At 63.5% G+C, this 23,008-nt stretch carries 20 protein-coding genes; 11 read left to right on the plus strand and 9 right to left on the minus strand.

Annotation, left to right across the window (positions count from 1 at the left end; genetic code table 11):
- Positions 1-16 precede the first annotated feature (16 nt).
- The 4 genes from Q1V43_RS01955 to Q1V43_RS01970 all read right to left on the minus strand — a co-directional run bounded on the left by Q1V43_RS01955 (position 17) and on the right by Q1V43_RS01970 (position 2,827).
- Positions 17-1,078 (minus strand): YncE family protein, encoded by a 1,062-nt coding sequence (locus Q1V43_RS01955; protein ID WP_300513376.1) that lies wholly within the window; start codon positions 1,076-1,078, stop codon positions 17-19.
- 299 nt (positions 1,079-1,377) lie between these two features.
- The gene (locus Q1V43_RS01960) at positions 1,378-1,734 is read right to left on the minus strand and encodes a hypothetical protein (protein WP_300513378.1); all 357 of its coding nucleotides are present in this window, start codon (positions 1,732-1,734) and stop codon (positions 1,378-1,380) included.
- Between the two features lie 57 nt (positions 1,735-1,791).
- The gene (locus tag Q1V43_RS01965) at positions 1,792-2,421 is read right to left on the minus strand and encodes a sigma-70 family RNA polymerase sigma factor (protein WP_300513380.1); all 630 of its coding nucleotides are present in this window, start codon (positions 2,419-2,421) and stop codon (positions 1,792-1,794) included.
- Positions 2,422-2,482: 61 nt separating this feature from the next.
- On the minus strand, positions 2,483-2,827 hold the full coding sequence (locus tag Q1V43_RS01970) for a hypothetical protein (protein ID WP_300513382.1): 345 nt from the start codon (positions 2,825-2,827) through the stop codon (positions 2,483-2,485).
- 342 nt (positions 2,828-3,169) lie between these two features.
- Here Q1V43_RS01970 and Q1V43_RS01975 point away from each other — a divergent pair, with 342 nt between their 5' ends.
- The 5 genes from Q1V43_RS01975 to nadC all read left to right on the plus strand — a co-directional run bounded on the left by Q1V43_RS01975 (position 3,170) and on the right by nadC (position 8,228).
- Positions 3,170-3,844, plus strand: coding sequence for a CBS domain-containing protein (locus Q1V43_RS01975; protein WP_300513384.1), 675 nt, complete (start codon positions 3,170-3,172; stop codon positions 3,842-3,844).
- A 39-nt stretch (positions 3,845-3,883) separates the two neighbouring features.
- The gene (petA, locus tag Q1V43_RS01980) at positions 3,884-4,429 is read left to right on the plus strand and encodes a ubiquinol-cytochrome c reductase iron-sulfur subunit (RefSeq protein ID WP_300513386.1); all 546 of its coding nucleotides are present in this window, start codon (positions 3,884-3,886) and stop codon (positions 4,427-4,429) included.
- Positions 4,430-4,731: 302 nt separating this feature from the next.
- Positions 4,732-5,781 carry a quinolinate synthase NadA gene (nadA, locus tag Q1V43_RS01985; RefSeq protein ID WP_300513388.1) on the plus strand — a complete coding sequence of 350 codons (1,050 nt, stop codon included), beginning with the start codon at positions 4,732-4,734 and terminating at the stop codon, positions 5,779-5,781.
- A gap of 18 nt (positions 5,782-5,799) precedes the next feature.
- On the plus strand, positions 5,800-7,383 hold the full coding sequence (locus tag Q1V43_RS01990; RefSeq protein WP_300513390.1) for an L-aspartate oxidase: 1,584 nt from the start codon (positions 5,800-5,802) through the stop codon (positions 7,381-7,383).
- On the plus strand, positions 7,380-8,228 hold the full coding sequence (nadC, locus tag Q1V43_RS01995) for a carboxylating nicotinate-nucleotide diphosphorylase (RefSeq protein WP_300513392.1): 849 nt from the start codon (positions 7,380-7,382) through the stop codon (positions 8,226-8,228). Before Q1V43_RS01990 ends, nadC begins: the two co-directional genes overlap by 4 nt.
- An 87-nt stretch (positions 8,229-8,315) precedes the next feature.
- On the opposite strand, the gene Q1V43_RS02000 is transcribed toward nadC, so the two are convergent.
- From Q1V43_RS02000 to Q1V43_RS02010, 3 genes are read right to left on the minus strand one after another with little or no spacing between them, the layout of a single operon-like run.
- A complete protein-coding gene (locus Q1V43_RS02000; RefSeq protein ID WP_300513394.1) occupies positions 8,316-9,365 on the minus strand; it encodes a 2-oxoacid:ferredoxin oxidoreductase subunit beta in 1,050 nt (349 codons plus the stop codon).
- Entirely contained in the window at positions 9,365-11,245 is a 1,881-nt protein-coding gene (locus Q1V43_RS02005) for a 2-oxoacid:acceptor oxidoreductase subunit alpha (RefSeq protein WP_300513396.1), read from the minus strand. Before Q1V43_RS02005 ends, Q1V43_RS02000 begins: the two co-directional genes overlap by 1 nt.
- Before the next feature lies 1 nt (position 11,246).
- On the minus strand, positions 11,247-13,052 hold the full coding sequence (locus Q1V43_RS02010) for an FAD-dependent oxidoreductase (RefSeq protein WP_300513398.1): 1,806 nt from the start codon (positions 13,050-13,052) through the stop codon (positions 11,247-11,249).
- Positions 13,053-13,393: 341 nt separating this feature from the next.
- On the opposite strand from Q1V43_RS02010, the gene repA reads away from it, so the two are divergent.
- The 3 genes from repA to repC all read left to right on the plus strand — a co-directional run bounded on the left by repA (position 13,394) and on the right by repC (position 16,923).
- On the plus strand, positions 13,394-14,632 hold the full coding sequence (gene repA, locus Q1V43_RS02015) for a plasmid partitioning protein RepA (RefSeq protein WP_300513400.1): 1,239 nt from the start codon (positions 13,394-13,396) through the stop codon (positions 14,630-14,632).
- 1 nt (position 14,633) lies between these two features.
- Positions 14,634-15,551, plus strand: a complete 918-nt coding sequence (repB, locus tag Q1V43_RS02020; protein ID WP_300513402.1) for a plasmid partitioning protein RepB — start codon at positions 14,634-14,636, stop codon at positions 15,549-15,551.
- A gap of 181 nt (positions 15,552-15,732) precedes the next feature.
- Entirely contained in the window at positions 15,733-16,923 is a 1,191-nt protein-coding gene (repC, locus tag Q1V43_RS02025) for a plasmid replication protein RepC (RefSeq protein WP_300513404.1), read from the plus strand.
- Positions 16,924-16,969: 46 nt separating this feature from the next.
- Here repC and Q1V43_RS02030 read toward each other — a convergent pair whose 3' ends face one another.
- Complete coding sequence (locus Q1V43_RS02030; protein ID WP_300513406.1) at positions 16,970-19,399, minus strand: FAD-dependent oxidoreductase; 2,430 nt, start codon at positions 19,397-19,399, stop codon at positions 16,970-16,972.
- Between the two features lie 418 nt (positions 19,400-19,817).
- On the opposite strand from Q1V43_RS02030, the gene Q1V43_RS02035 reads away from it, so the two are divergent.
- A complete protein-coding gene (locus Q1V43_RS02035; RefSeq protein WP_300513408.1) occupies positions 19,818-20,282 on the plus strand; it encodes a GNAT family N-acetyltransferase in 465 nt (154 codons plus the stop codon).
- Here the strand turns inward: Q1V43_RS02035 and Q1V43_RS02040 are convergent.
- Positions 20,279-20,914, minus strand: a complete 636-nt coding sequence (locus Q1V43_RS02040) for a response regulator transcription factor (RefSeq protein WP_300513410.1) — start codon at positions 20,912-20,914, stop codon at positions 20,279-20,281. The genes Q1V43_RS02035 and Q1V43_RS02040 overlap by 4 nt on opposite strands.
- A 217-nt stretch (positions 20,915-21,131) precedes the next feature.
- On the opposite strand from Q1V43_RS02040, the gene Q1V43_RS02045 reads away from it, so the two are divergent.
- Both Q1V43_RS02045 and Q1V43_RS02050 read left to right on the plus strand, forming a co-directional pair.
- On the plus strand, positions 21,132-22,373 hold the full coding sequence (locus tag Q1V43_RS02045) for an aminotransferase (RefSeq protein ID WP_300513412.1): 1,242 nt from the start codon (positions 21,132-21,134) through the stop codon (positions 22,371-22,373).
- Positions 22,374-22,397: 24 nt separating this feature from the next.
- Positions 22,398-23,008 (plus strand): ATP-grasp domain-containing protein (locus tag Q1V43_RS02050; RefSeq protein ID WP_300513414.1); only part of this gene is annotated, 611 nt, incomplete at its 3' end.

Raw genomic sequence — 23,008 nt, forward strand, 5'->3', positions numbered from 1 at the left:
CGCCGCCGGGAACCCGTCAGGGCAGCGCAACCATCTGGTGCCCTTCGCCGTTCACCGGAAACTCGCCGATCGCGCTCAGGTCCGATGCATTCACGATCCAGACCAGCGGCTCGGAACGCGACGAGACGTAGAACGTGCCGGTGCCGGGGATGTTTGTCAGGTGGTAGGGTTCCGGGGACAGGGCCGCGAAAGAGATGTCGCCGCTTGACAGCGCAACCGTTGCAATCTTGTTCTCGCCCCGACCAGCGACGAACAGCGCCGCGCGGTCATCCGACAGGTCGATCCCGTGCAGGGTTCCGCCGATCGCAAAGCTGCGCAATTGCGAACCGTCCTTCAGCGACAGTTCCAGCACGTTGCCTGCGTCCGCATCCGCCGCGTAGAGCGTCATTTTTTCCGGGTCGACAGCGAAATGTTCGGGGGCATCGCCTGCCACCATGTTGCGGCGTACGATCCCGCGCGAAAGATCGACTTCGCTGATCGTTCCGTTGCCGGTGTTCGAGACATAGACAACGCCGGGATCCGACCCGAAGGCCACGTAGTTGGGCGTGCTGCCGGTCTGCACGAATGCCGTCAGTTCGAAGGTGGTCAGGTCAACCACGGAAATCCCGTCGCCCGCAGGGTGGGTTGCGACGGCGAAACGGCCGTCGGGGGACACGGCCGTGTGGTGCACGGCACCCGGGACTTCGATCCGGCGAATGATCTCGCCGGTCGTTGCGTCCAGAACGCTGAGGATGCTGATCCCCGCGTCCGAAGGCCCGATCGGTTCACTTTCCTTTGGCGCATGGTGTGCCTCATGATCGTTTGCGGAGACGGTTTCGGGCTGAGCCATCTCGGCGATCGCGGCGCGGTCGGTCTCGGCATAGCTGCCAGCGACGAGATAGGGCACACCGGGCGCCCCCGCGAGCCCGTGCACCGCCTCGACCCCGGTGATCTGCTTTACCGTTTCTCCGGTATCAGCCTTGACCATGCGGATGGAATTGGCGCTGCCCTCGGGCACGAAAACGATGGGCTGGGCCGCCGCGATTGCGGTCGACACCAGAAATGCTGCTGTTGCAGTGGGGAATGCACGAAACTTCACGATTTTTCCTTCGATGTATTTGCTGATTTGCCGACCGGGTTTTTCGCGGTCGCGAGTGCTGCGGTTGCGGGCCGGTTCCGGCGCACGCGCTGTTCAGGAAAGGGAGGCAGACCAGCTGCAAAATGGAACGGAGCAGATGTCACGCTTTATCTCCTTGATATCCGTACCCCGGCGCCAATGGCCGGGATGCGGTTGCCATGTAGGTCTTTGCACATATTAATTTTTCCTCCATCAGGAATGGGCCTTGTTGGTGTGTAGACGCGCGTGCGGGCCCGACATTACAGGATGCGCGTGAGAAATCAGGTTTCCGCAGTTTCCATCAGCTGGCAGTCGCAACCGGCAAGGCCATGCTGTGGGCAGATTATGCACATCTCCTCGATCCGTTCCTCCAGCCCCTGCCGCCCAAGAGCAAGCTGCGCAGCTACCAGGTCCGGGCTGAGCCCCGAGGTCTCTGCAACCGTCGCGGGCAACTCCCCGGCCAGATCGACGGCCCGAACAATCCTGGCCTGCTTCGGCGGGAGTGTGGACAGGAGCACGTCGAGAACACCACATATCAACGCCTCGAGTTCTTCGTCGGGCACCGGATCCGTGGTGTGATCGGGCATTTCTTTCGCGGCTGCTCTGCCCCTCGAAGCCGCGTTCGCCGGTTCTGTCATTGGCACCTCCTGAGAACATGCTGTGTCTGAACAAAGGACGCGCCATGGGGCGGAACCTTACAGCCGGGGTGCCAATGCGGTTTCGGGTGGGATCAAAAGTGGCTGCCTGTCCCGTGAATGATCGCAGTCACATTGCATGAAGCCGCCTTCGCCGCAGACCGGGCAGATCTCGGCGATCTTTTTCTTCAGCGCGGCCCTGCTGCGATGAAGCCGAACCCCCAGGGCATTCAGGTTGACGCCAAGATCCGCCGCAACCGCGTTGCGTGGCTCGTCCTGCAGGTCCAGGCGCGTCAGCAGCTCGGCCTGCGCCGGTTCGAGCTTGCGCAGGGCTGCGCCGATGCAATGGCACGCGGGCTCCTCGGTATTCTCTGGTTCCGGCGCAAGAATGCGGGCCTCGATCGAATAGGCTTGCGTCCCGCGGTTTCGGGTCGCCCGACGCCGGTAGTGGTCCGTCAGTGTGTGCCTCAGGGTGATGCCAAGCCAGGCATCCAGCCGCGCGCCGCGCTTGATCGAGGCATGGCTGCGCAGAACCTTGACGCAGAAGTCCTGAAAGACGTCCTCGGCCTCGTGCTGACTGCCCAGGCGTTTGCGCAGGAATCCAAGGAAACGGTTGCGGCATTCGATGAGTTTCGCCTCCGCGTCACGGCGCGAGACCTCTGGTATTCGGTGTTTGGAGTCAGCGGGCATGTTTTGCTCCTTTCACATGGTTTCGTGCAGCATCGGAAACCAATGCTGGCGATCGGACCTGTCAAAGAAAGCGGGGTGGCTGAAACAGCAGATATCCTGCCTCGGACGGCTTGAGGCGCGCCGAGCCGGGGAGCCCTGTTGCGTTGTCCAAATGGACCTGCGCCACGTCGCTGCGGGGCATGATCACGTAAATGCAGCTATGTCCGATTTGGCATTTCGTATCTGACACGAGCTGCGCCGGAAGGTCATCGGTCACACCGGGTAAGGCCGCCGAGACAATTTCGGATTGCGAGGGCAGGGCGCAACGCCCATCCTCCGCCGACATTGCGAATGCCGGGGTCACAATGGCCAGAGCCACCACGGTGAAAATCACCGCGCGCAACCAGACAGCCAAATTTCCCAGCATTGATCCGAACATGCGCCCAAACTTTTCATGTATTTCGTGCACAACGTATTCAATTTTAGAATTTTACACTGTGGCTCTCTTTGACTTGAGTCAATCTGCAAAACCGTCCGAACTGGCGGGAATCGTGAACAAAACCGTGAACTGACCGGCGCCGGAATGACGCCCGCAGGGTGGTTTCATCGGACACTGCCCCGCGCGCAACGCACCGCTTTCAGGTCCATCGCCTGTAATGTTTCACCGTGCCAAGCGTCATTAGGTCAGTGACCGTTGAGGCTGCGGTCCATTGCCGGCGGCTGAAAGCGGAGCACGAAAGGTGGGCCTGAGATGAATGCTTCAGATATCATGACGAAAACGGTTGTGACGGGAAGGCCGGACATGACCGTAAGCCAGGCCGCCGAATTGATGTCGCAACACCACATCAGCGCCATTCCGGTCCTCGACGACGCCGGGGCCATCGTGGGGATCGTCAGCGAGGGCGACCTGATGCGCCGCGTTGAAGGCGCAAATGACCCGCCCCGGTCCTGGTGGCTGTCGCTCTTCTCGGAGACCGGGAAAAATGCCGGGGATTTCATCCGGGAGCGGGGCCAGCATCTCAGGGACATCATGACCAGGCATGTGACGACGGTGACGCCCGCAACGCCCGTTGGCCAGATCGCCAGAGTGCTTGAAAAGAACAAAATCAAACGCGTGCCTGTCGTCGAAGGCGGCAAGCTCATCGGTATTGTCAGCCGGGCCAACCTGTTGCAGGCCCTCGCGGCGCAGCCTGTCGTGCACCTGCGCTCGGAGGCGAGCGTGGACGAAAAGCGCGACATCGTCCTTGGTGCACTGGCGCAGGTGCCGGGGCTGAACGCGGTTCATCTTAACGTCATCGTCACGGACAATCGCGTCGATATCTGGGGCATCGTCAACTCCGACGACGAGGAGGCCGCGGCCAGGGTCGCGTTGGAGGCGATCGACGGTCTGGGCGAGATTTCGATGCATCTGGGCCGTATCCCCGCCTACGCCTGGGGCATCTGAGGAAAACCGCGCATTCGCAACGTAGCAAAGGAGCATGACATGACCGAAACAAGCGCCCCCCCCGAGGTCTCGCCTGCGCGGCGCGACTTTATCTACTATGCCACCGCCGGCACCGGCGCCGTCGCGGCGGGCGCCGCCACCTGGCCGCTGATCAATTCGATGAACCCAAGTGCCGACGTGGCCGCATTGGCCTCGATCGAGGTTGATCTCGAGGGCATTCAGGTCGGCACGCGCGTCACCGTGAAGTGGCAGGGCAAACCGGTTTTCATCGATCGGCGCACCGAGGCGCAGATCGCCCTTGCGCGGGCGGATGATACGGCGACCGACCTCATCGACCCCGCGCTGGATGCGGAGCGGGCGGAACGCCCGGAATGGCTGGTTGTCATCGGGATCTGCACGCATCTCGGCTGTGTCCCGCTGGGTCAGGACAGCGGCGATCCGCTTGGCGAATGGGAGGGGTGGTACTGCCCGTGTCATGGATCGCATTACGACACCGCGGGTCGCATTCGCAAAGGCCCGGCACCGCGCAACCTTGATCTCCCGCCTTACACTTTCGTGACAGATACGCGTTTGCGTATCGGGTAAAGTGCCCGATAGGGTCGCAATGTGCGCTTGCCGCAAATTGATCTGATAATTGAGATTATGTTAATGCAGAGAAAGGATCTGCTATATGCATAAATAACACCTCCTTATTTATGCATATAGTCACAAAACCCACAAAAACAGGCGTTTTGACCCGGATTCGCACTAGGATGGCGCTTCGGTATGCGGTAGAGCACAGTCGTCTTTCCGTTGCAAACCTTGTTTCCCACAGCTTGCGCCACGGTGGCTTGAGGGTCGGGAAAACGACAAGGGCGGAAACCGAAGGCCGGAAAAGGAGACCAGCCGTGTTGGACCTTACCAATCTCCGCGATGTGCTGAGCGCGCATTACGACCTGACCCCGTCGCCCGAACTGGCGGCCGAGATGCAGGATGTCTACGCCCGCATGGACCGTGTGATCACGCCGCCGGAATGGGCCGTCTTTGCCCCCTATGTGAAGGCGATCAACGCGCTCAAGAAGGAACGGGGCGCGGTCATCCTGGGCCACAACTACATGACGCCCGAGGTGTTCCACGGCGTGTCCGACTTCGTGGGCGACAGCCTGCAGCTGGCCATGAAGGCCGCCGAGGTCGAAGCCGACGTGATCGTGCAGGCCGGTGTGCATTTCATGGCCGAGACCTCGAAGATCCTGTCCCCCGAAAAGACCGTGCTGATGCCCGACATGGCGGCCGGCTGTTCGCTGGCGGAAAGCATCACCGCCGAGGGCATCGCGGAAATGCGCGCCAGGTATCCCGGCGCGCCGGTCGTATCCTACGTGAACACCACCGCCGAGGTGAAAGCGGCGTCGGACATCTGCTGCACCTCGTCAAACGCCGTGCAGATCGTGAACGCGATGGAGGCGGACACGGTCATCATGACCCCGGACCAGTACCTGGCCCAGAACGTCGCGGGCGAGGCCGACAAGAACGTGGTCTACTGGCCGGGCTCCTGTATCGTGCATGAACAATACACCGCCCAGGATCTGCGCGACTTCCGCGAATGGAACCCGGGCACGCGGCTGATCGCCCACCCGGAATGCACCCCCGAAGTGGTGGCGGAAGCGGATTTCAGCGGCTCGACCAGCGGCATCATCAAATACGTCACCGATCAGAAGCCGGAAAAGGCGATGCTGATCACCGAATGCTCGATGGCGTCCAACATCGCCGACGAACTGCCGGAGGTCGATTTCGTCGGACCCTGCAACATGTGCCCCTACATGAAGAAGATCACGCTGGAAAAGATCCTTTATGTGCTGCACACGATGGACAATCAGGTCGAGGTCGATCCGGCGGTCGCCGAGAAGGCCCGCCAGTCGGTGCAGGCAATGATCGACCTGTCGCGCAAGCTGGGCCTCTGAACGGGGCGCGCGCCGGTCATGGAACGCATCTCCACCGATCGCATCGTGATTGTCGGGGCCGGGATGGGCGCGCTTTATGCCGCGCTGAAACTGGCGCCGCGTCCGGTGGTGATGATCTCGCCGGAACCGCTGGGCGACGGGGCCAGTTCGGCCTGGGCGCAGGGCGGCGTGGCGGCGGCGATGGATGTGGCCGACAGCCCGGCCTCGCATGCCGAGGATACCGTCAGCGCCGGGGCTGGCACGGTGGATCCCGGGGTGGCCGCTCTGGTCACGCAGGAAGCGCGCGACCATATCCTGGACCTGACCCGGCTGGGCACCCCCTTTGATCGGACCGAGGACGGCGGCTATGTGCTGTCGCGCGAGGCGGCGCACAGTTTCGCCCGCGTGGTGCGGGTGAAAGGCGACCAGGCCGGGGCCGAGATCATGGCCGCCCTGATCGACCAGGTGCGCCGGACCCCGTCCATTCAGGTGCTGGAGGGCACTTTGGCGACCGAATTGGAGGTCACGGACGGCCGCGTCACCGGCGTGACCATCTGCGAAAGCGACGAGAGCCGCTCGGCCCCGGTAACGCTGGCCGGGCCTGCGGTCCTGCTGGCCGGCGGCGGGTCCGGCGGGCTTTATGCGCTGACCACCAACCCGCCGCGCATTCGCGGTCAGGTGATCGGCATGGCCGCCCGCGCCGGGGCGGTGATCGCCGATGCCGAATTCGTACAATTCCACCCCACCGCGATGGATGTCGGCGAGGACCCTGCCCCGCTGGCCACCGAGGCCCTGCGCGGCGAAGGCGCCATCCTGATCAACAGGCATGGCGAAAGATTCATGCAGGCCCTGCACCCGGATGCCGAGCTTGCCCCCCGCGACGTGGTCGCCCGGGCGATCTTTGCCGAGGTGCAGGCGGGCAACCGCCCGATGCTGGACACGCGCGACGCCTTGGGGGCTGCGATCAAGGCGCAATTCCCCTCGGTCGCAGACTACTGCGCCCGCAACGGTATCGACCCGGCCGTTGACCCCATTCCGGTTGCCCCGGCGGCCCATTACCACATGGGCGGCATTGCCACCGACACCAGGGGCCGCGCCAGCCTGCCCGGGCTCTGGGTCTGCGGCGAGGCGTCCTCGACCGGGCTGCACGGCGCGAACCGGCTGGCCTCGAACGGTCTGCTGGAAGCGCTGGTCTACGCCCGCATCTGCGCGGAAAACATCGCCGCCGTGATCCCGCAGGTTGCCAAGGCCGCCGCCCCGGTCGAGATCACCTTCGCACCCGGCGGCACCCCCCCTGCCCCGCTGGCCGTGGATGAACTGCGCCAGGTCATGACCCGCGACGTGGGCGTGGTGCGCGACGCGGCGGGGCTGACCCGCGCCCTGACCACCATCGCCAGGCTGGAACAGGCCCATGGCGACAGCCCCTCGTTTCAGAACATGTGCGCCACCGCCACGCTGATTGCCGCCGGAGCATTTGCCCGCAAGGAAAGCCGTGGCGCCCATGAACGCGCCGATTACCCGGCCCCCCTGCCCGGCCCCGGCCAGCGTTCGAACCTGACATTGACCAAGGCCCGCGTGATCCGCGCCGCCGCCATCTCCACAACCACCCAGGAATTGACATGAGCTTTGCCACCCTGCCCGACCTCGTGCTGGAACCCATGGTCCGCAATGCCCTGATGGAGGATCTGGGCAGCTACGGTGACGTGACCACGCGGGCGGTGATCCCTTCCGGCACGACCTATAACGCCCGGCTGAACGCGCGCGAGGAGGCCGTGGTCTCGGGCATGCAGATCGCCGCGCTGGCGTTCCGGCTGGTCGATCCGGCGCTGGAGATCGTGACCCATGTGGCCGACGGAGACCGCTGCGCCAGGGGCGATGTGCTGATGGAAATCCGGGGCTCTGCCGCCTCGATCCTGTCGGGCGAGCGTGTCGCGCTGAATTTCGCGGGCCGCCTGACCGGCATTGCCACCAAGACCGCCGGGTTCGTGGCGGCGGCGGCGGGCACCGATACGCGCATCACCTGCACCCGCAAGACCACGCCGGGCCTGCGCATTGTCGAGAAACTGGCGGTGCTGCATGGCGGCGGGTTCAACCACCGCTATTCACTGTCCGATGCGATCCTGATCAAGGACAACCACATCGCCGCCGCCGGCGGCGTGCGCCAGGTGCTGGAGGCGACCCGGGCCCATGCCAGCCACATGATGGCGGTGGAGATCGAGGTCGATCGGCTGGACCAACTGGCCGAGGTGCTGGAGGTCGGCGGGGCCTCGGTGGTTCTGCTCGACAACATGGACAATGACACGCTGCGCGAGGCGGTGGCGATGGTCGCGGGCCGCATGAAGACCGAGGCGTCGGGCAATGTCACGCTGGAGTGCATCGCCTCGATTGCCGCGACAGGGGTGGATTACATTTCCTCCGGCGCGCTGACCCATTCGGCGCGCACGGTCGATCTGGGGTTGGATTTTTGAACCAAGCCGGCACACCGCGTTTGATGTGGGAAAGGCAACTTCGCTTGCGCTCGTTGCCCCCCTGCCCTGCCGGGAAAGACCCGCGCCTCAGCGCAGCCCTTCGTTGATGCTCTTCAGCACCTTGGACCCCGGGCAGAGCTCATCCTTGCCCAGCTTGTTCAAGGGCGTGGTGGCCAGGTTCAGAACCTGGTTCAGGTCCGCCTGGTTCGGGTCCAGAAACATCAGCCCGGTCAGGATGTTGCCCTCGTCCCGCGCCTCTTGCATCCGCAATAGCGCGGCGGTGCGGTCGTCGGTCTTGACCCCGTTCGCCGCCTTCTGCAGGTGGATGACGGATCCGTCATGCAGCGTCACCGCCTGGGTCGTGCCCGGGTCGTAGGTCGTGGTGATCTCGTCGCGCATCGGCACGAAATCCACCGGCATCGGCGCCAGGTGCTCGCGGGTCTCGGCATAGCTTTTGGTCGATCCGGCGTGATTGTTGAAGGTCACGCAGGGGCTGACAACATCGATGAAGGCAAATCCCTTATGCGCCATGGCCGCGCGGATCAGAGGCTCCAGCTGCCCCTTGTCACCCGAAAAGCTGCGCGCGACGAAACTGGCACCCTGCAACAGGGCAAGGCTGGCCAGATCAATGCCTTCGAACGGGTTCACCGCGCCACCCTTGGCGATCGATCCGATATCGGCGGTCGCGCTGTCCTGCCCCTTGGTCAGACCATAACAGCCGTTGTTCGCGACGATATAGGTCATGTTCAGGTTGCGGCGCACCAGGTGCACGAACTGCCCCATCCCGATCGAGGCGGTGTCCCCGTCCCCCGACACGCCGATATAGGTCAGGTCGCGGTTGGCCAGGCTCGCGCCCGTCGCCACCGAGGGCATGCGCCCGTGGACCGAGTTGAACCCGTGGCTCTTGCCCAGAAAATAGGTCGGCATCTTCGAGGAACAGCCGATGCCGGACACCTTGGCGATGCGGTGCGGCTCGATTGCCGATTTGAAACAGGCGTTGCGGATCGCCGCCGAGATCGAATCATGCCCGCAGCCCGCGCAGAGCGTCGAGATGGCGCCGTCATAATCGGCCACCGTATATCCGCGCCGGTTGGTCGGCAGGTTCGGGTGGCGGAACTTCGGTTTCACATAGGACATCAGGCTTTCTCCCGCTTCAGGGCCACGACCTTGGCCTTCTTGGTGCCGATGGTTTCACGGATCTTGCCCGCGATATGGCGCGCCGTGATCGGCGTGCCGGAGTAATTCAACACTGATTTCAGCTTGTCCGGCGCGATCTGGCATTCGTTCATGATCAGCTGGCGCATCTGCCCGTCGCGGTTCTGTTCGATCACGAAAACCACGTCATGGTCATGGATGAACTGGTCCACCTCGTTGTGGAACGGGAAGGCACGAATGCGCATCGTGTCGATCGGATAGCCCTCGTCCGCCAGCATCTCGACCGCCTCATAGGCCGGGCTGGCCGAGGTGCCGAAGAACAGCGCGCCGATCTTCAGCTTGGTCTTGCGCCTCTTCACCTCGATCGGCGGGTGGGTCTTGGGCTGCGGTACGTAGCCCTTGGCGGTCTCGAACTTGCGCAGCAGGCGATCCACGTTCTGCACGTAGTCTTCGCCGCTTTCCGAATAGACCGCGAATTCGTTCTTGCTGGATCCACGGGTGAAAAACGCGCCCTTGGACGGGTGCGTGCCCGGCAGGGTGCGATAGCAGATGCCATCGCCGTCCACGTCCAGGTAGCGGCCCCATTTTTCGGCCGTATCCAGCCCCTCGGCGTCCAGCACCTTGCCGCGGTTCAGTTCCTTGTTGTCGTCCCATTCCAGCGGCGGCGACATCCAGTCGTTCATGCCCAGATCCAAATCGGTCATCAGGATCACCGGGGTCTGCAGCTGTTCGGCCAGGTCGAAGCTCTGCGCCGACATTTCGAAACATTCGGATGGTGTGGCCGGGAACAGGAGCACGTGCTTGGTGTCGCCGTGGCTGGCATAGGCGGCGGCCAGAACGTCCGACTGCTGGCTGCGGGTGGGCATGCCCGTGGACGGGCCCGAACGCTGAACGTTGATCAGCACCACGGGCAGTTCGGCGAAATAGGCCAGCCCCAGGAACTCGCTCATCAGGCTCAGCCCCGGCCCGGACGTGGCGGTAAAGGCCCGCGCCCCGTTCCAGCCGGCGCCGACCACCATACCCATGGCGGAAAGTTCATCCTCGGCCTGCACGATGGCAAAGTTCTTCTTGCCGGTGCCCGCGTCGATTCGCATCCGTTCTGCATATTTCGCGAAGGCATCCACGACAGAGGTCGAGGGCGTGATCGGATACCAGGCCGCCACCGTCGCCCCGCCATAGATCGCCCCCAGCGCGGCCGCCGTGTTGCCGTTCATCAGGATATGGTCGCTTTCCAGGATATGCGACGCCAGGTTCACGCCCGATTCCAGCCGGATCGGCAGCGGGCACTGGAAATTCTCGGTCGCGTATTGGTATCCCATCTCAAGAGCGTGCACGTTCGAGGAAATGAGCTTCTCCTTGCCCTTGAACTGGTCGTTCAGCAGATCCTTCAGCACCCGGAAGTCAATGTCGATCAGCGCCGCCATGGCGCCGACATAAACCACGTTCTTGAGCAGCTGTTGGAGGCGCGGATTGGCATATTCGCGCATGCACATTTCGGTCAGCGGAATGCCGAACATGGTAATGTCGTCGCGCTTCATATGTGGCGCGAGCGGCTTGGTGTTGTCGTAAAGGAAATAGCCCCCCGGCGCGACCGCCGCGATGTCCTTCTCCATCGACTGCGGGTTGACGCAGACCATGAAATCGACCCCGCCGCGCCGGCCCAGATAGCCGTTCTTCGATACCCGCACCTCGTACCAGGTGGGTAGGCCCTGAATGTTCGACGGGAAGATATTGCGCGGGGACACCGGGATGCCCATGCGGAAGATTGCCTTTGCAAACAGGTGGTTGGCCGAGGCCGACCCGGTGCCGTTCACATTGGCGAACTTGACGACGAAATCATTGACGCCTTCGATCTGTTTCATGTCAGAGCCCCTCCAGTCCGGGCACAAGGTTCGGCGCTGCCTTGGCGGTGTTGTAGGTGAAAAGCTGCATGTCCCAGGCTGCGGTCGGGCAGCGCTCGGCGCAGAGGCCACAGTGCAGGCAGACGTCCTCGTCCTTCACAAGGACCTTGCCGGTCGCCAGCGCGTCCGAGACATAAAGATCCTGTTCCGCATTCTCGGCGGGCACCATGAGGCGCGGGCGCAGGTCGTCCTCGGTGCCGTTTTCGACGAAGTTGATGCAGCTTGTAGGGCAGATGTCGGCGCAGGCGTCGCATTCGATGCAACTGGGCGCGGTGAACACCGTCTGCGCATCGCAGTTCAGGCAACGTTCGGCCTGCACGAAGGCGGTTTCCGGGTCAAAGCCCAGCTCCACCTCCAGATCCCGGTCGCCAAGCGCTTTCTCCAGCGCGACCAGCGGCACCGCCACGCGCTTGTCATCCACGGGGATCGAATCATAGCTCCATTCGTGGATGCCCATCTTCTGGCTGATCAGGGTTACATTCGGGGGCGGGCGGTCCTCTTCCAGGTCCTGGCCGTTGCAGTAGAGGTCAATCGACACCGCCGCCTTGTGGCCATGGGCCCCCGCGGTGATGATGTTCGACGGACCAAAGGCCGCGTCGCCGCCGAAAAAGACGTTCTTGCGGGTCGACTGGAAGGTCTCGTCATCATTGATGATCGGCGTGCCCCAGGAGGTAAATCGAATGCCGGTTTCCTTCTCGATCCAGGGAAAGGCGTTCTCCTGCCCGATGGCGATCAGCACGTCGTCACATTCGACAAACACCGGATCCTCGCCGGTCGAAATCAGCGAGCGCCGCCCCTCGGCGTCATATTTCGCTTCGACCTTGTCGAACTTCATGCCCACCAGTTTGCCGTCCTTCACCACGAATTCCAGCGGCACGTGGTTGTCGATGATCGGGATGCCCTCGTGAATGGCGTCCTCTTTCTCCCAGGGGCTTGCCTTCATGTCCTCGAACGGCGAGCGCACGATGACCTTCACGTCCTCACCGCCCAGACGGCGCGAGGTGCGGCAGCAGTCCATCGCGGTGTTGCCGCCGCCCAGCACGATCACGCGCTTGCCAATCTTGGCGGTGTGTTTGAAAGCCACATTCGCCAGCCAGTCGAGGCCCACGTGAATGTTCTCGGCCCCTTCCTCGCGGCCCGGTACGTTCGGCAGGTCGCGCCCGCGCGGTGCCCCGCAGCCTACGAAAATCGCGTCATAGCCCTTGGTCAGCATGTCGGCCATGCTGTCGATGTAGGTGTTGAAATGGGTGTGAATGCCCATGTCCAGCACGTAACCCACTTCTTCCTCCAGCACCTCTTCGGGCAGGCGGAAACTGGGGATTTCCGAACGCATGAACCCGCCGCCTCTGGGCTGGGCATCATAAAGGTGCAGCTCATAGCCCAATGGCGCCAGGTCGCGCGCCACGGTCAGCGAGGCCGGGCCACCGCCGATCAGGGCGATCTTCTTGCCGTTCGCGGCCCCCGCCTTGGGCAGACGGTCACGAATGTCGTCCTTGTGGTCGGCGGCCACCCGTTTCAGGCGGCAGATCGCGACCGGTTCCTCTTCGACCCGGCCGCGGCGGCAGGCCGGTTCGCAGGGGCGGTCGCAGGTGCGGCCCAGAACGCCCGGAAAGACATTGCTTTCCCAGTTGATCATATAGGCGTCCGAATACCGCTCCTGCGCGATGGCGCGGATATAGGCCGGCACCGGCGTATGGGCCGGGCAGGCATATTGGCAATCGACGACCTTGTGGAAATATTCGGGGTTCGTAGTGTTTGTCGGTTTCACGCTGGCGGTCCTTGGCTGGCGAGTGCTCGCGGCCGCCGGTATGCGACGGCGCGCCCAGTGAGCGATGAAAACCGGCAACTGTAAAGGGCTAACACACCGGAATCCGGCGGTTTGCAACCTGTTTGCGACACCGTTAGCGCCGGACAGGCCCCGGGACGTGAATCGGGCGGCGGCGGTGCGGCCCCCTGCCCTGCCCCGCCCAGGCGGCGCTGCGCGGCAACTTATCCACAGGGTGTGGAAATAATCCTTGCGAGAATCTCCGGCCTCGGACATGTATATACGGAAGAAAGTGAATAAAACGATCGGAAGCGTAACAACAGCTCCGGCATGAGGTACGACAGATGGACGACACACGGATGGGCGCACCCGGTCCGATGGGCACCACGCTGGGCACACGCATCGACCAGCTGGTCGGTGATCATGCTCTGAAACTTTCCGAACGATTGCAAGCCCACCGGGCACAGCTTTTCCCCCCCAATGCGCGCAAGGAAATGCGGCGGTTCACCTCCGGTGAGGCAGCCGATCTGCTGGGCGTCAAGGACGCCTATCTGCGCAAGCTGCATCTGGAAGGCCGCGGCCCCGAACCCGAGGTGCGCGCGGGCGGGCGGCGCAGCTATACGGCGGCCGATATCCAGGCGCTGCGCGAAATGCTGGAAACAGGCACTAAGTCGCCCGGAACCTACCTTCCCGGCCGTCGCGAAGGCGATCACCTGCAGGTCATCACGGTGATCAATTTCAAGGGCGGCTCCGGCAAGACCACCACCGCCGCACACCTGGCCCAGAAAATGGCGCTGGACGGCTATCGCGTGCTGGCCATCGACCTCGATCCGCAGGCCAGCCTGTCCGCCCTGCATGGGTTTCAGCCGGAATTCGACCTGTTGGACGGCGGCACGCTCTATGATGCGATCCGCTACGACGACCCGGTGCCGCTGTCCTCGGTGATCCAGAGGAGCTATTTCACCAATCTCGACATCGTGCCCGGCAACCTGGATCTGATGGAGTTCGAACACGACACGCCCCGGGCGCTGGTGCAACGGGATGGAAACCTGTTTTTCACAAGGGTAGGCGACGCGCTTGCCGAAGTGGAACAGGAGTATGACGTGGTGGTGATGGATTGCCCTCCGCAGCTGGGATACCTGACCATGTCCGCCCTGTCGGCGGCTACGGCGGTGCTGGTTACGGTGCATCCTCAGATGCTGGATGTCATGTCGATGTGCCAGTTCCTGCTGATGGTCTCGAACCTGCTGGGCGTCGTCGCCGAGGCGGGGGGCAACATGTCCTACGACTGGCTGCGCTACGTGATCACCCGATACGAGCCCGGCGACGGGCCGCAGAACCAGATGGTCAGCTTCATGCGCTCGATGTTTGCCGATCATGTCCTGAACCACACGGCGCTGAAATCCACCGCGATTTCCGACGCCGGGATCACCAAACAGACCCTGTACGAGGTGGAAAAGAGCCAGTTTACCCGCGCCACATATGAACGCGCGATGGAAAGCCTGAACGCCGTGAACGGCGAGATCGAGGCGCTGGTTCAAGCCGCCTGGAACCGGGGTGTGAGCCGGATGGAGGCAAGTTGACATGGCACGCAAAGGATTGCTCAAGGGGCTGATGGACGCCCCGACGGACACCCCCGCCGAGGCGACCCCCGACACCCGCGTCGATGCGGCCCGCCCGCGCTATACCACCGGTGCGATCGGGGCGGTCAGCCAGTCGATTGCCGATCTCAAGGCGCGATCGCTGGTCGAGGTCGACCCGCGCATGATCGACAATGCCGGCATGCGCGACCGGCTGGGCGAGGATGCCGAGATCGAGGCGCTGATGGGCTCGATCCGCGACTATGGCCAACAGGTGCCGGTGCTGTTGCGCCCGAACCCGAACAACCCGGAGCGTTACCAGGTCGTCTATGGCCGCCGCCGGGTCGCCGCGCTGAAGGCGCTTGGCCAGCCGGTCAAGGCGATGGTGCGGGTGCTGGACGACCGCGCGCTGGTGCTGGCACAGGGGCAGGAAAACGCCGCGCGCAAGGATCTGAGCTTTATCGAAAAGGCAAATTTCGCGCGCCAGATGCGCGATGCGGGTTATGAGCGCAAGGTGATTTGCGCCGCGCTGCACATGGATAAGACCTTGATTTCGCGAATGTTATCTGTCGCCGACCGGGTGCCCCCCGGCTTGATCGAGGCGATCGGCGCGGCCCCGTCGGTGGGGCGCGACCGCTGGCTGGCGCTTGCCGAGCGGATCGGGGATCGCGACCTCGTCGCGTCGGCCCGTGGAGACAGTTCCGACGCCCGCTTCGACGCGGTGATGGCCGAGCTGAAGGCGCCCAGGCCCCCTGCCCCGCAGCCGGTCAAGCTTGCCACCGACACCGGTGAGCCCCTGGCCACGCTGGCGCGCAAATCCGGCCGCCTGGTTGTCAACGTCGAGCCCGGCGACGGGTTCGACGACTGGCTGGCGGAAAACCTGACACGACTTCACCGCGACTGGCAACAGCAGCGCGACTGAGGACCGAGAGAGAGCAGCAACAAGGACAGGAGGCACAGGAAGGCAAAACAAAAGACCCCCCAGGACCGGGATCCCGAGAGGCCGTTTCGTTGTCTAGCACCTCCGAATCTAGGCCGTTCCGTTGACAGCTGTCAACAACCTCCGACTCTGGCGGGCAAAAAATTTTGCCGTGTGAAATCCCATGGAGATTCTGACAACGACGCCCTTTGGGCGGCGGCCGGTAACGGCTGGCCTGATTGAACGGGCCCAGGCGGCGCAAGGCGCCCCCGCGGTGCCCCATTGTGACAAGTGGGAGCTGTTTCGCACGCTCTGCACCGCGCGGGTGGCCTTCTGCGTGAGCGACCGCGATCTGACCGTGCTGAACGCGCTTCTGAGCTTTCACCCCGAGGCGAACCTGTCCGACAATGCCGGGCTGATCGTCTTTCCCTCGAACCGGGCGCTGTCCGAACGCGCCCATGGCATGGCGGAAAGCACCCTACGGCGCCATCTGGCGGCTCTGGTCAAGGCCGGGCTGATCGCGCGGCATGACAGCCCCAACGGCAAACGCTACGCGGCGCGGGATGGTGACGGAATGGTGACGCGCGCCTTCGGTTTCGACCTGCGACCGCTGTTTGTGCGCGCAGGAGACATTGCGCAGGCCGCGCAGGCCACACGCGAGGCCCAGGCGCGGCTGAAACGGCTGCGTGAAGAGGTGGTGGTGATGAAGCGGGACGCGGTGAAACTGTCTCTATTCGGGCAGGAAACGGCCCCAGGGCCGCTCTGGGCACCGCTGGAGACCCGCCTGCTGGACCTTCACAAGCAGATGCGCCGCAAGCTTGATCCGGATGCTTTGGAGGCGCTGAAAGCCGAGCTGATCGAGATCCTGTCGCAGATCCGTACCCTGCTGTGTGAAACGGAAGAAATGAGCGGCAATGACGTCGTAAATGAGCGGCACTATCAGAATTCAAATACAGAAACTCTCGATTCTGAATTGGGCTCAGAAGAGCCTAAAGCGGCTGACGTAGAGACGGAAATGCACCCTGAGCGTCCGGCTAGACCGGGGCCCACGCTGCCCCTGGGTCTGGTGTTGAAAGCCTGTCCGGACATTCTGCCCTATTCGGCGCATGACGTGACGAATTGGCATGAACTGGTGGGGCTTGCCGCGCTTGTGCGTGGCATGATGGGTATCAGCCCGGATGCCTGGGCCGATGCGGTTGAGGTCATGGGACCGGAAACGGCGGCGATTACCGTTGCGGGCATCCTCCAGCGCGTGTCCGAGATCAACGCGCCGGGCGGGTATTTGCGTGCGTTGACTCGCAAGGCGGCGGTGGGGGCGTTTTCTCCCGGACCGATGATCATGGCGCTGCTGCAAAAGGACTCTAACGCTGCGTGAAACGGTCTGCGGCGATCCGGCTGGGGGTGTTGACAGCTGTCAACGCTCAGGCCCGCGCCCGGGCGCTGGTCGGATCCCAGGCGCAGGTGTCGATCACTTCGGCCGTGCGCATTTCATTGTGGACCTTGACCTGCATCTGCGTGCCCGGCTCGGTCATCCCCTCGGGCACAAGCGCCATGGCGATGTCGTGGTTCAGGTAGTACGAGAACCCGCCCGAGGTGACGCGGCCGATCAGCGTGCCATTGGCATAGACCCCTTCGTCGAACATCACCGAAGTGTCGCAGAAAGGAAGTTTCAGCGACACCAGCCGGCTGTACCCGCCCGCCGCCTTCTGTGCCAGCAGAGCCTCGCGGCCGATGAAATCGCGCCCCTGGGTGATCACGAAACGGTCCAGACCGGCCTCGTAAGGGGTCATGTCCTTGCAAATCTCACGGTTGATCGCGCGATAGGATTTTTCCAGCCGCATCGACTCCAGCGCTTCGAGGCCGAAGGGTTTCACCCCGGCTTTCAGCAACAGGTCGACAAGATGACGATTGTAGCCGACCGGGTGGTGAATTTCCCAACCCAGCTCGCCAGTGTAGCTGACGCGCAGAAGCTGCACGTCCTTGGCATAGCCCACTTCGCCCATCTGCGCCGAAAGCCAGGGGAAGGCGGCGTTGGACAGGTCATTGTCGGTCAGAGGTTGCAGGATCTCGCGGGCTTTCGGACCGGCCAGGGCGATGACGCCCAGTTGTTCGGAGATGTCCTCCAGCTGAACCGAGCCATCCTTGGGCAGCAGTCGTTGCAGCTGATCCCAGTTGTAGGCGCGCCAGTTCGGGGTCGAAATCAGGTAGAAATCATCCTCGGCGTAGCGCACCACGGTATATTCCGCGTCCATCCCGCCCTTTCCGTTCAGAAGCAGCGACAGGGTCATGCGCCCGACCTTGGGCAGCCTGTTGGCCATGATGCTGTCCAGCCACGCCGCCGCGCCGGACCCGCGAACGGTGAACTTGGTCATCGGCGACATTTCGATGAAGCCGGCCTCTTCGCGGGTACGCCGGACTTCTTCCTGCACGTATTCCATGTGGTCGGTGCGGCGGAAGCTGTGTTCGGGCACGGCCTTGTCGGGCGAGGGGGCGAACCAGCGCGGGAATTCATAGCCTGCGAAACTGGTCCAGACCGCGCCCTGAGTTGACAGCAGGTCATAGGAGCCCACGGTTTTCATCGGACGCGCCGAGGGGAAATCCTCGCCCGGCAGATGGGCGTCCATATGGGTGCCCCAGGTCTCGCGCACCTTGTCCATGGTCCAGCGTTTCGAAGCGAAATCGCCAAAGCGGCGCGGGTCCAGTTCGGACATGTCCATGCCGGGATCGCCATTGAGAATCCAGCGCGACAGGCGTTCGCCCACGGTGCCGCCCCAGAGGATGCCGCCGGGCATGCCCTCGGCCAGCCACAGGTTGTCGTGCCCCGGCGCGGGACCGGCCAGCGGCAGCTCGTCCGGGGTCATCTGGAACGGGCCGCGGGTGTTGGCCTTGATGCCGACCTCGCCCAGCACGGGCACCCGTTCGATAGCGCGTTCCCATTGCGTTTCCACCGCGTCGAAATCCTCGGGCAGCAGGTCGGCGCCAAACTCGGGCGGTACGCGGTCCTCGGCGAAGAGTTTCAGGTCTTTCTCGAACTCGTAGGGGCCGAACTGGATGCCGCCAACGTCCTCGCGCAGGTAGGCGCCGTAATCCTCGTCGCGCAGGATCGGGAACTCCGGCAGGCCCTGGGCGCGGCGTTCCTTCAGCACAGGCACGGTCTCGGTTGTCCAGTACTGGTGCACGATCGGGATGCAGGGCAGGGCGAGCCCCACCCGGCGGGCGTTTTCGCGCGCATAGTTACCGGTGGCGAAAACCAGGTGGTCGCAGGTGATCTCGCCCTGATTGGTGCTGACCTTCCAGCGGCCGTCGGCGAGCTTTTCATAGCCCTGCGCTTCGGTGTTCTGATAGATCTTGGCGCCAGCGTCGCGGGCCAGTTTCGCGAGACCCATGGTGATGTCGGCCGGGTTCACATAGCCGTCTTCGGTGTGCAGGATGCCGCCGCGAATCTCCGGGCTCTGGTTCAGCAGGGGATGGATCTCGGCGATCTCGGCGGGTGTCAGCAGGCGGCAGGGCACACCGGCGGCCTCGGCGATCGAGATATAGGACTGGAACTCGTCCCAGCGTTTTTCGGTGTTCGCCACGCGCAGCTGGCCGACCTTGCGCAGGCCCACCGAGGCACCAAGCTTTTCTTCGACCTCGGAATAGATGCGAATGGTCTCCATCGTCATCTTCGAGACATTGTGCGAGCGCACGAAAGTCACCAGCAGCCCCGCCGCGTGCCAGGTCGAGCCCGAGGTCAGCGTGGTACGTTCCAGCATCACCGCATCTTCGCAGCCGTTCTGCGTGAGCCCGTACAGGATCGAAGCCCCGACGCAGCCGCCACCGACCACCACCACTTTCGCATGCGATTTCATGACATTTCCTTCCTGACTTTTCCGGTTTCCCGCTTCCGTGCAGGTTGGCCAGAGGGGATGCTCCGGTCAAGCGTCGCGTGCCGCTTTGTGGGGTTTTTGAGCTGCCACCAGCGCTGAAAATTGTAAAATGTTATCAACAGCTAAGCTGACCCAAGCCTAACTGACGGATACTTGTGAACTGTCAGTAATCTTGACAGTCGCGGCACCGGATAAGCGTGCTTAACCGACCCGATAACCTGCTGCCGATGAGGTACGCGTCGCCGTCAAAGTAGTCGCGTGTCACGAAGGGTTCAAACCGGCGCATGGCAGCCCGGCGTGACCCGGGATCCGGGAGCATTCTTTCACCCCAAGTGCCGTGGGGCAGGGGGCTTGAGCTCACTTGCTTGACCACGATGGCGGGCGCGGTCAGGCTGGCGGCATGACACAGGAGACACCAAATCCCAGCGCGGACCAGGCGTTGATCCGCCCGGCCCGCCCGGAGGATGCGCGCCCGCTGACCCTGTGCATCGATGCGGCCTATGCGCGCTATCGCGCCCGGATCGCCGACCTGCCGCCGGTTTCGCTGGGCATCGAACAGGACATCGTCACCAACTGCGTCTGGGTGGCGGAGGTTGGCGGAAAGATCGTGGCCGGTTTGGTCATGGTGCCGGGCCAGGGTTTCGTGAAACTGGCCAATCTTGCGGTTCATCCCGATTTCGGCGGGCGCAGGCTGGGTCGCAAACTGATCGCGCTCTGCGAGGCCGAAGCGCGGCGGCGCGGGGCGGCCGAGGTGCGTCTGAACACCCATGTAGACATGCCCGAGAACATCGCGCTCTACACCCGGTTGGGCTGGCAGGAGGTCGGGGTTAACGGCAATACGGTGACGATGGTCAAGAAGGTCTAGCGCGGTCCGCCCGAAAACTGCGACGAATAGTAATAGGCAATCGCCTGGGTGCGGTTCTTGACCGCCAGTTTCTCGTAGACGTTGGACAGGTGGAACTTGACCGTGTTGGTTGAAATCCCCAGCTCCTTCGCCAACTCGCGGTTGGACATGCCCTGGGCCAGCGCCTCGAGCATTGCGCGTTCCTTGCGCGACAGGCTGTGGATCGGATCCTGCTGCATCTTGCGCACGTCGATGAAGGGAAAGACCATCCTGCCCGCCGCCACCTCGGCGCAGGTTTCCAGAAGGCCCTCGACCTCGCCGGACCGCGCGGCGAACCCGGCTGCGCCCGCCTGCATCGCCAGGCGCGGAATTTCCCCGCTGTCCTCGCCATAGACCACCAGCCGCGGAGCATTGGCCTGGTCGCGCAAGACCTCGATCAGCTTGGCGCCGCCCAGGGCGGGCAGGTTCCAGTCGACCACGCCGACCTGCACCGGCACCCGCATGACCGTGCCCAGAAACCCCTCGGCAGTGGCGGATGTGGCCACAAGAGAGAATCGGGGATCGCGCTCGAAAATCTCGGACATGGCGGACAGGACCAGCGGATTGCTGTCTGCCAGCATGATGTCCACAGGACGCCCAGTTTGCTCAACCATCTGTTTTCACACCCGGAATCAGAAAAACCTACCCGTTCGGGTGGTTCGAATTTGCGTATACCGTCGAATACTTACCATAATGGGTAGGGAAACCCCCACCCAATTAGATACCCGAAAGCAGTAGTAAGTTCCGTTGTGCGATCTGGCAAGCCCGGGTTTTCTGACCCTCAAGCAAGACACCGGGCCGGATCGGCCCCCGTTCGCGAGGGTATCGCATATGACAGTTCAGATCTTTCCGCCGCTCGAAATTCCCGAGACATTGGCGGCCGGGCCGGGGCCGGGCAACACGGATGCCCGCGTGCTGAAGGCCTTTGCCGGGGCCGGGATTGCCGACCACATGCACGGTGACGTGCTGCGCGGCATGGTGGAATGCAAGCACATGCTGCGCCGCCTCTGGGGCACCACCAACACCTACACTTTCGCCGTCGCCGGCACCGGGTGGAGTGGCCTGGACACCATGTTCGCCGCCGTCATGCCGGGCGACAGGGTGGTGGCCTTCTCGAACGGCACCTTTTCCGGCATCGACGCGCTGACCCTGCGCATCAAGGCGGCCACGCCAACTGAGCACGCCGCCAATCCGCTGGACCCGCAGGCGGCATCGGTGATCGTGATCGACGTGCCGCACGGTACCTCCGTCACCGGCGAGATGGTCGAGGCCGCGCTGGCCGAACACAAGCCGAAATGGGCCTTCATGGCGCATTGGGAGACCGGATCGGGCCGGATCAACGATCTGCGCGGCTTCTCGGATGCCTGCGAGAAACACGGCGCGATGGGCCTGGTGGACGCGGTGTCCTCGCTGGGTGTGGAAGATTTCGCGATCGATGATTTCCCCGGCGTGGCCGGTTGGGCGTCCTGCCCGCAAAAGGGTCTGTGCTGCCTGCCACTGACCTATGCACCGGTCAGCTTTACCGACGCCTATATCGACAGCCTGCACACCTCGGGCGCCTACAGCTATGTGCACAATCCGCTGTTCGAAGCGCGCCACTGGGGCATCCTCGACGGGCAGGACGCGGACAAGGGCAGCTATCACCGCACCCATTCCGCCTATGCCGTGTCGGCGCTGCATGAAAGCCTGCGCCTGGTGCTGGCGGACGGGCTGGCCAAACGCGCCCATGCCTATCGCACCCACGAGGCCGTTCTGCGCGAGGCGCTGGTTGCGATGGGCTGCGAAGTGACCTCGAACATGACCAGCCTCGTGGTGCTGAACCTGCCGCCCGCGCTGGCGGGGCGCGAGATGGAGCTGGTACAGAACTGCCGCGCGCGCGGTTTTGGCATCTGGCCGACGCTCTCGGCCCCGGTGCAGGTGCGTATCGGCATTCTGAACCTGCTGGATCGGGGTGTGATCACCCGCATCGTGCAACTTTTCGCCGAGGCTCTGGAGGAGCTGGGCGGAGAGGTCGACCACGACAGTGTCACCGCCATTCTGGACAGCCGCTACGGCACCTGCGTGGCCGCGTAAACGCCACGCTTTAGGGAGGAAACCATGGATATTCACGAATATCAGGCCAAGGAAATCCTGGCGAAATTCGGTGTCGAAGTGCCCTCGGGCGCTCTGGCCTACAGCCCGGAGCAGGCCGCCTATCGCGCCCGCGAACTGGGCGGTGACAAGTGGATCGTCAAGGCGCAGGTCCATGCGGGCGGCCGTGGCAAGGCGGGCGGCGTGCGGCTCTGCGACACGGAAAACGAGATCTACGAGGCCTGCGACGACATGTTCGGCCGCAAGCTGGTCACGCATCAGACCGGGCCGGAAGGCAAGGGTATCTACCGCGTCTATGTCGAAAGCACGGTGCAGATCGACCGCGAGATCTACCTGGGCTTCGTGCTGGACCGCACCAGCCAGCGGGTGATGATCGTCGCCTCCTCCGAGGGCGGCATGGAGATCGAGGAAATCTCGGCCGAACGACCCGAGAGCATCGTGCGCTCAATCGTCGAGCCCGCCGTCGGTCTTCGGGAATTCCAGGCCCGCGAGATCGCCTTCAAACTGGGGCTGGAGCCGCATCTGATCCAGCACATGGTGCGTACGCTTCAGGGCTGTTACGCCGCTTTCAGCGATCTGGACGCGACCATGGTCGAGATCAACCCGCTGGTGGTCAC

The sequence above is a fragment of the Aliiroseovarius sp. genome (assembly GCF_030148435.1).
Taxonomy (GTDB): domain Bacteria; phylum Pseudomonadota; class Alphaproteobacteria; order Rhodobacterales; family Rhodobacteraceae; genus JASBTN01.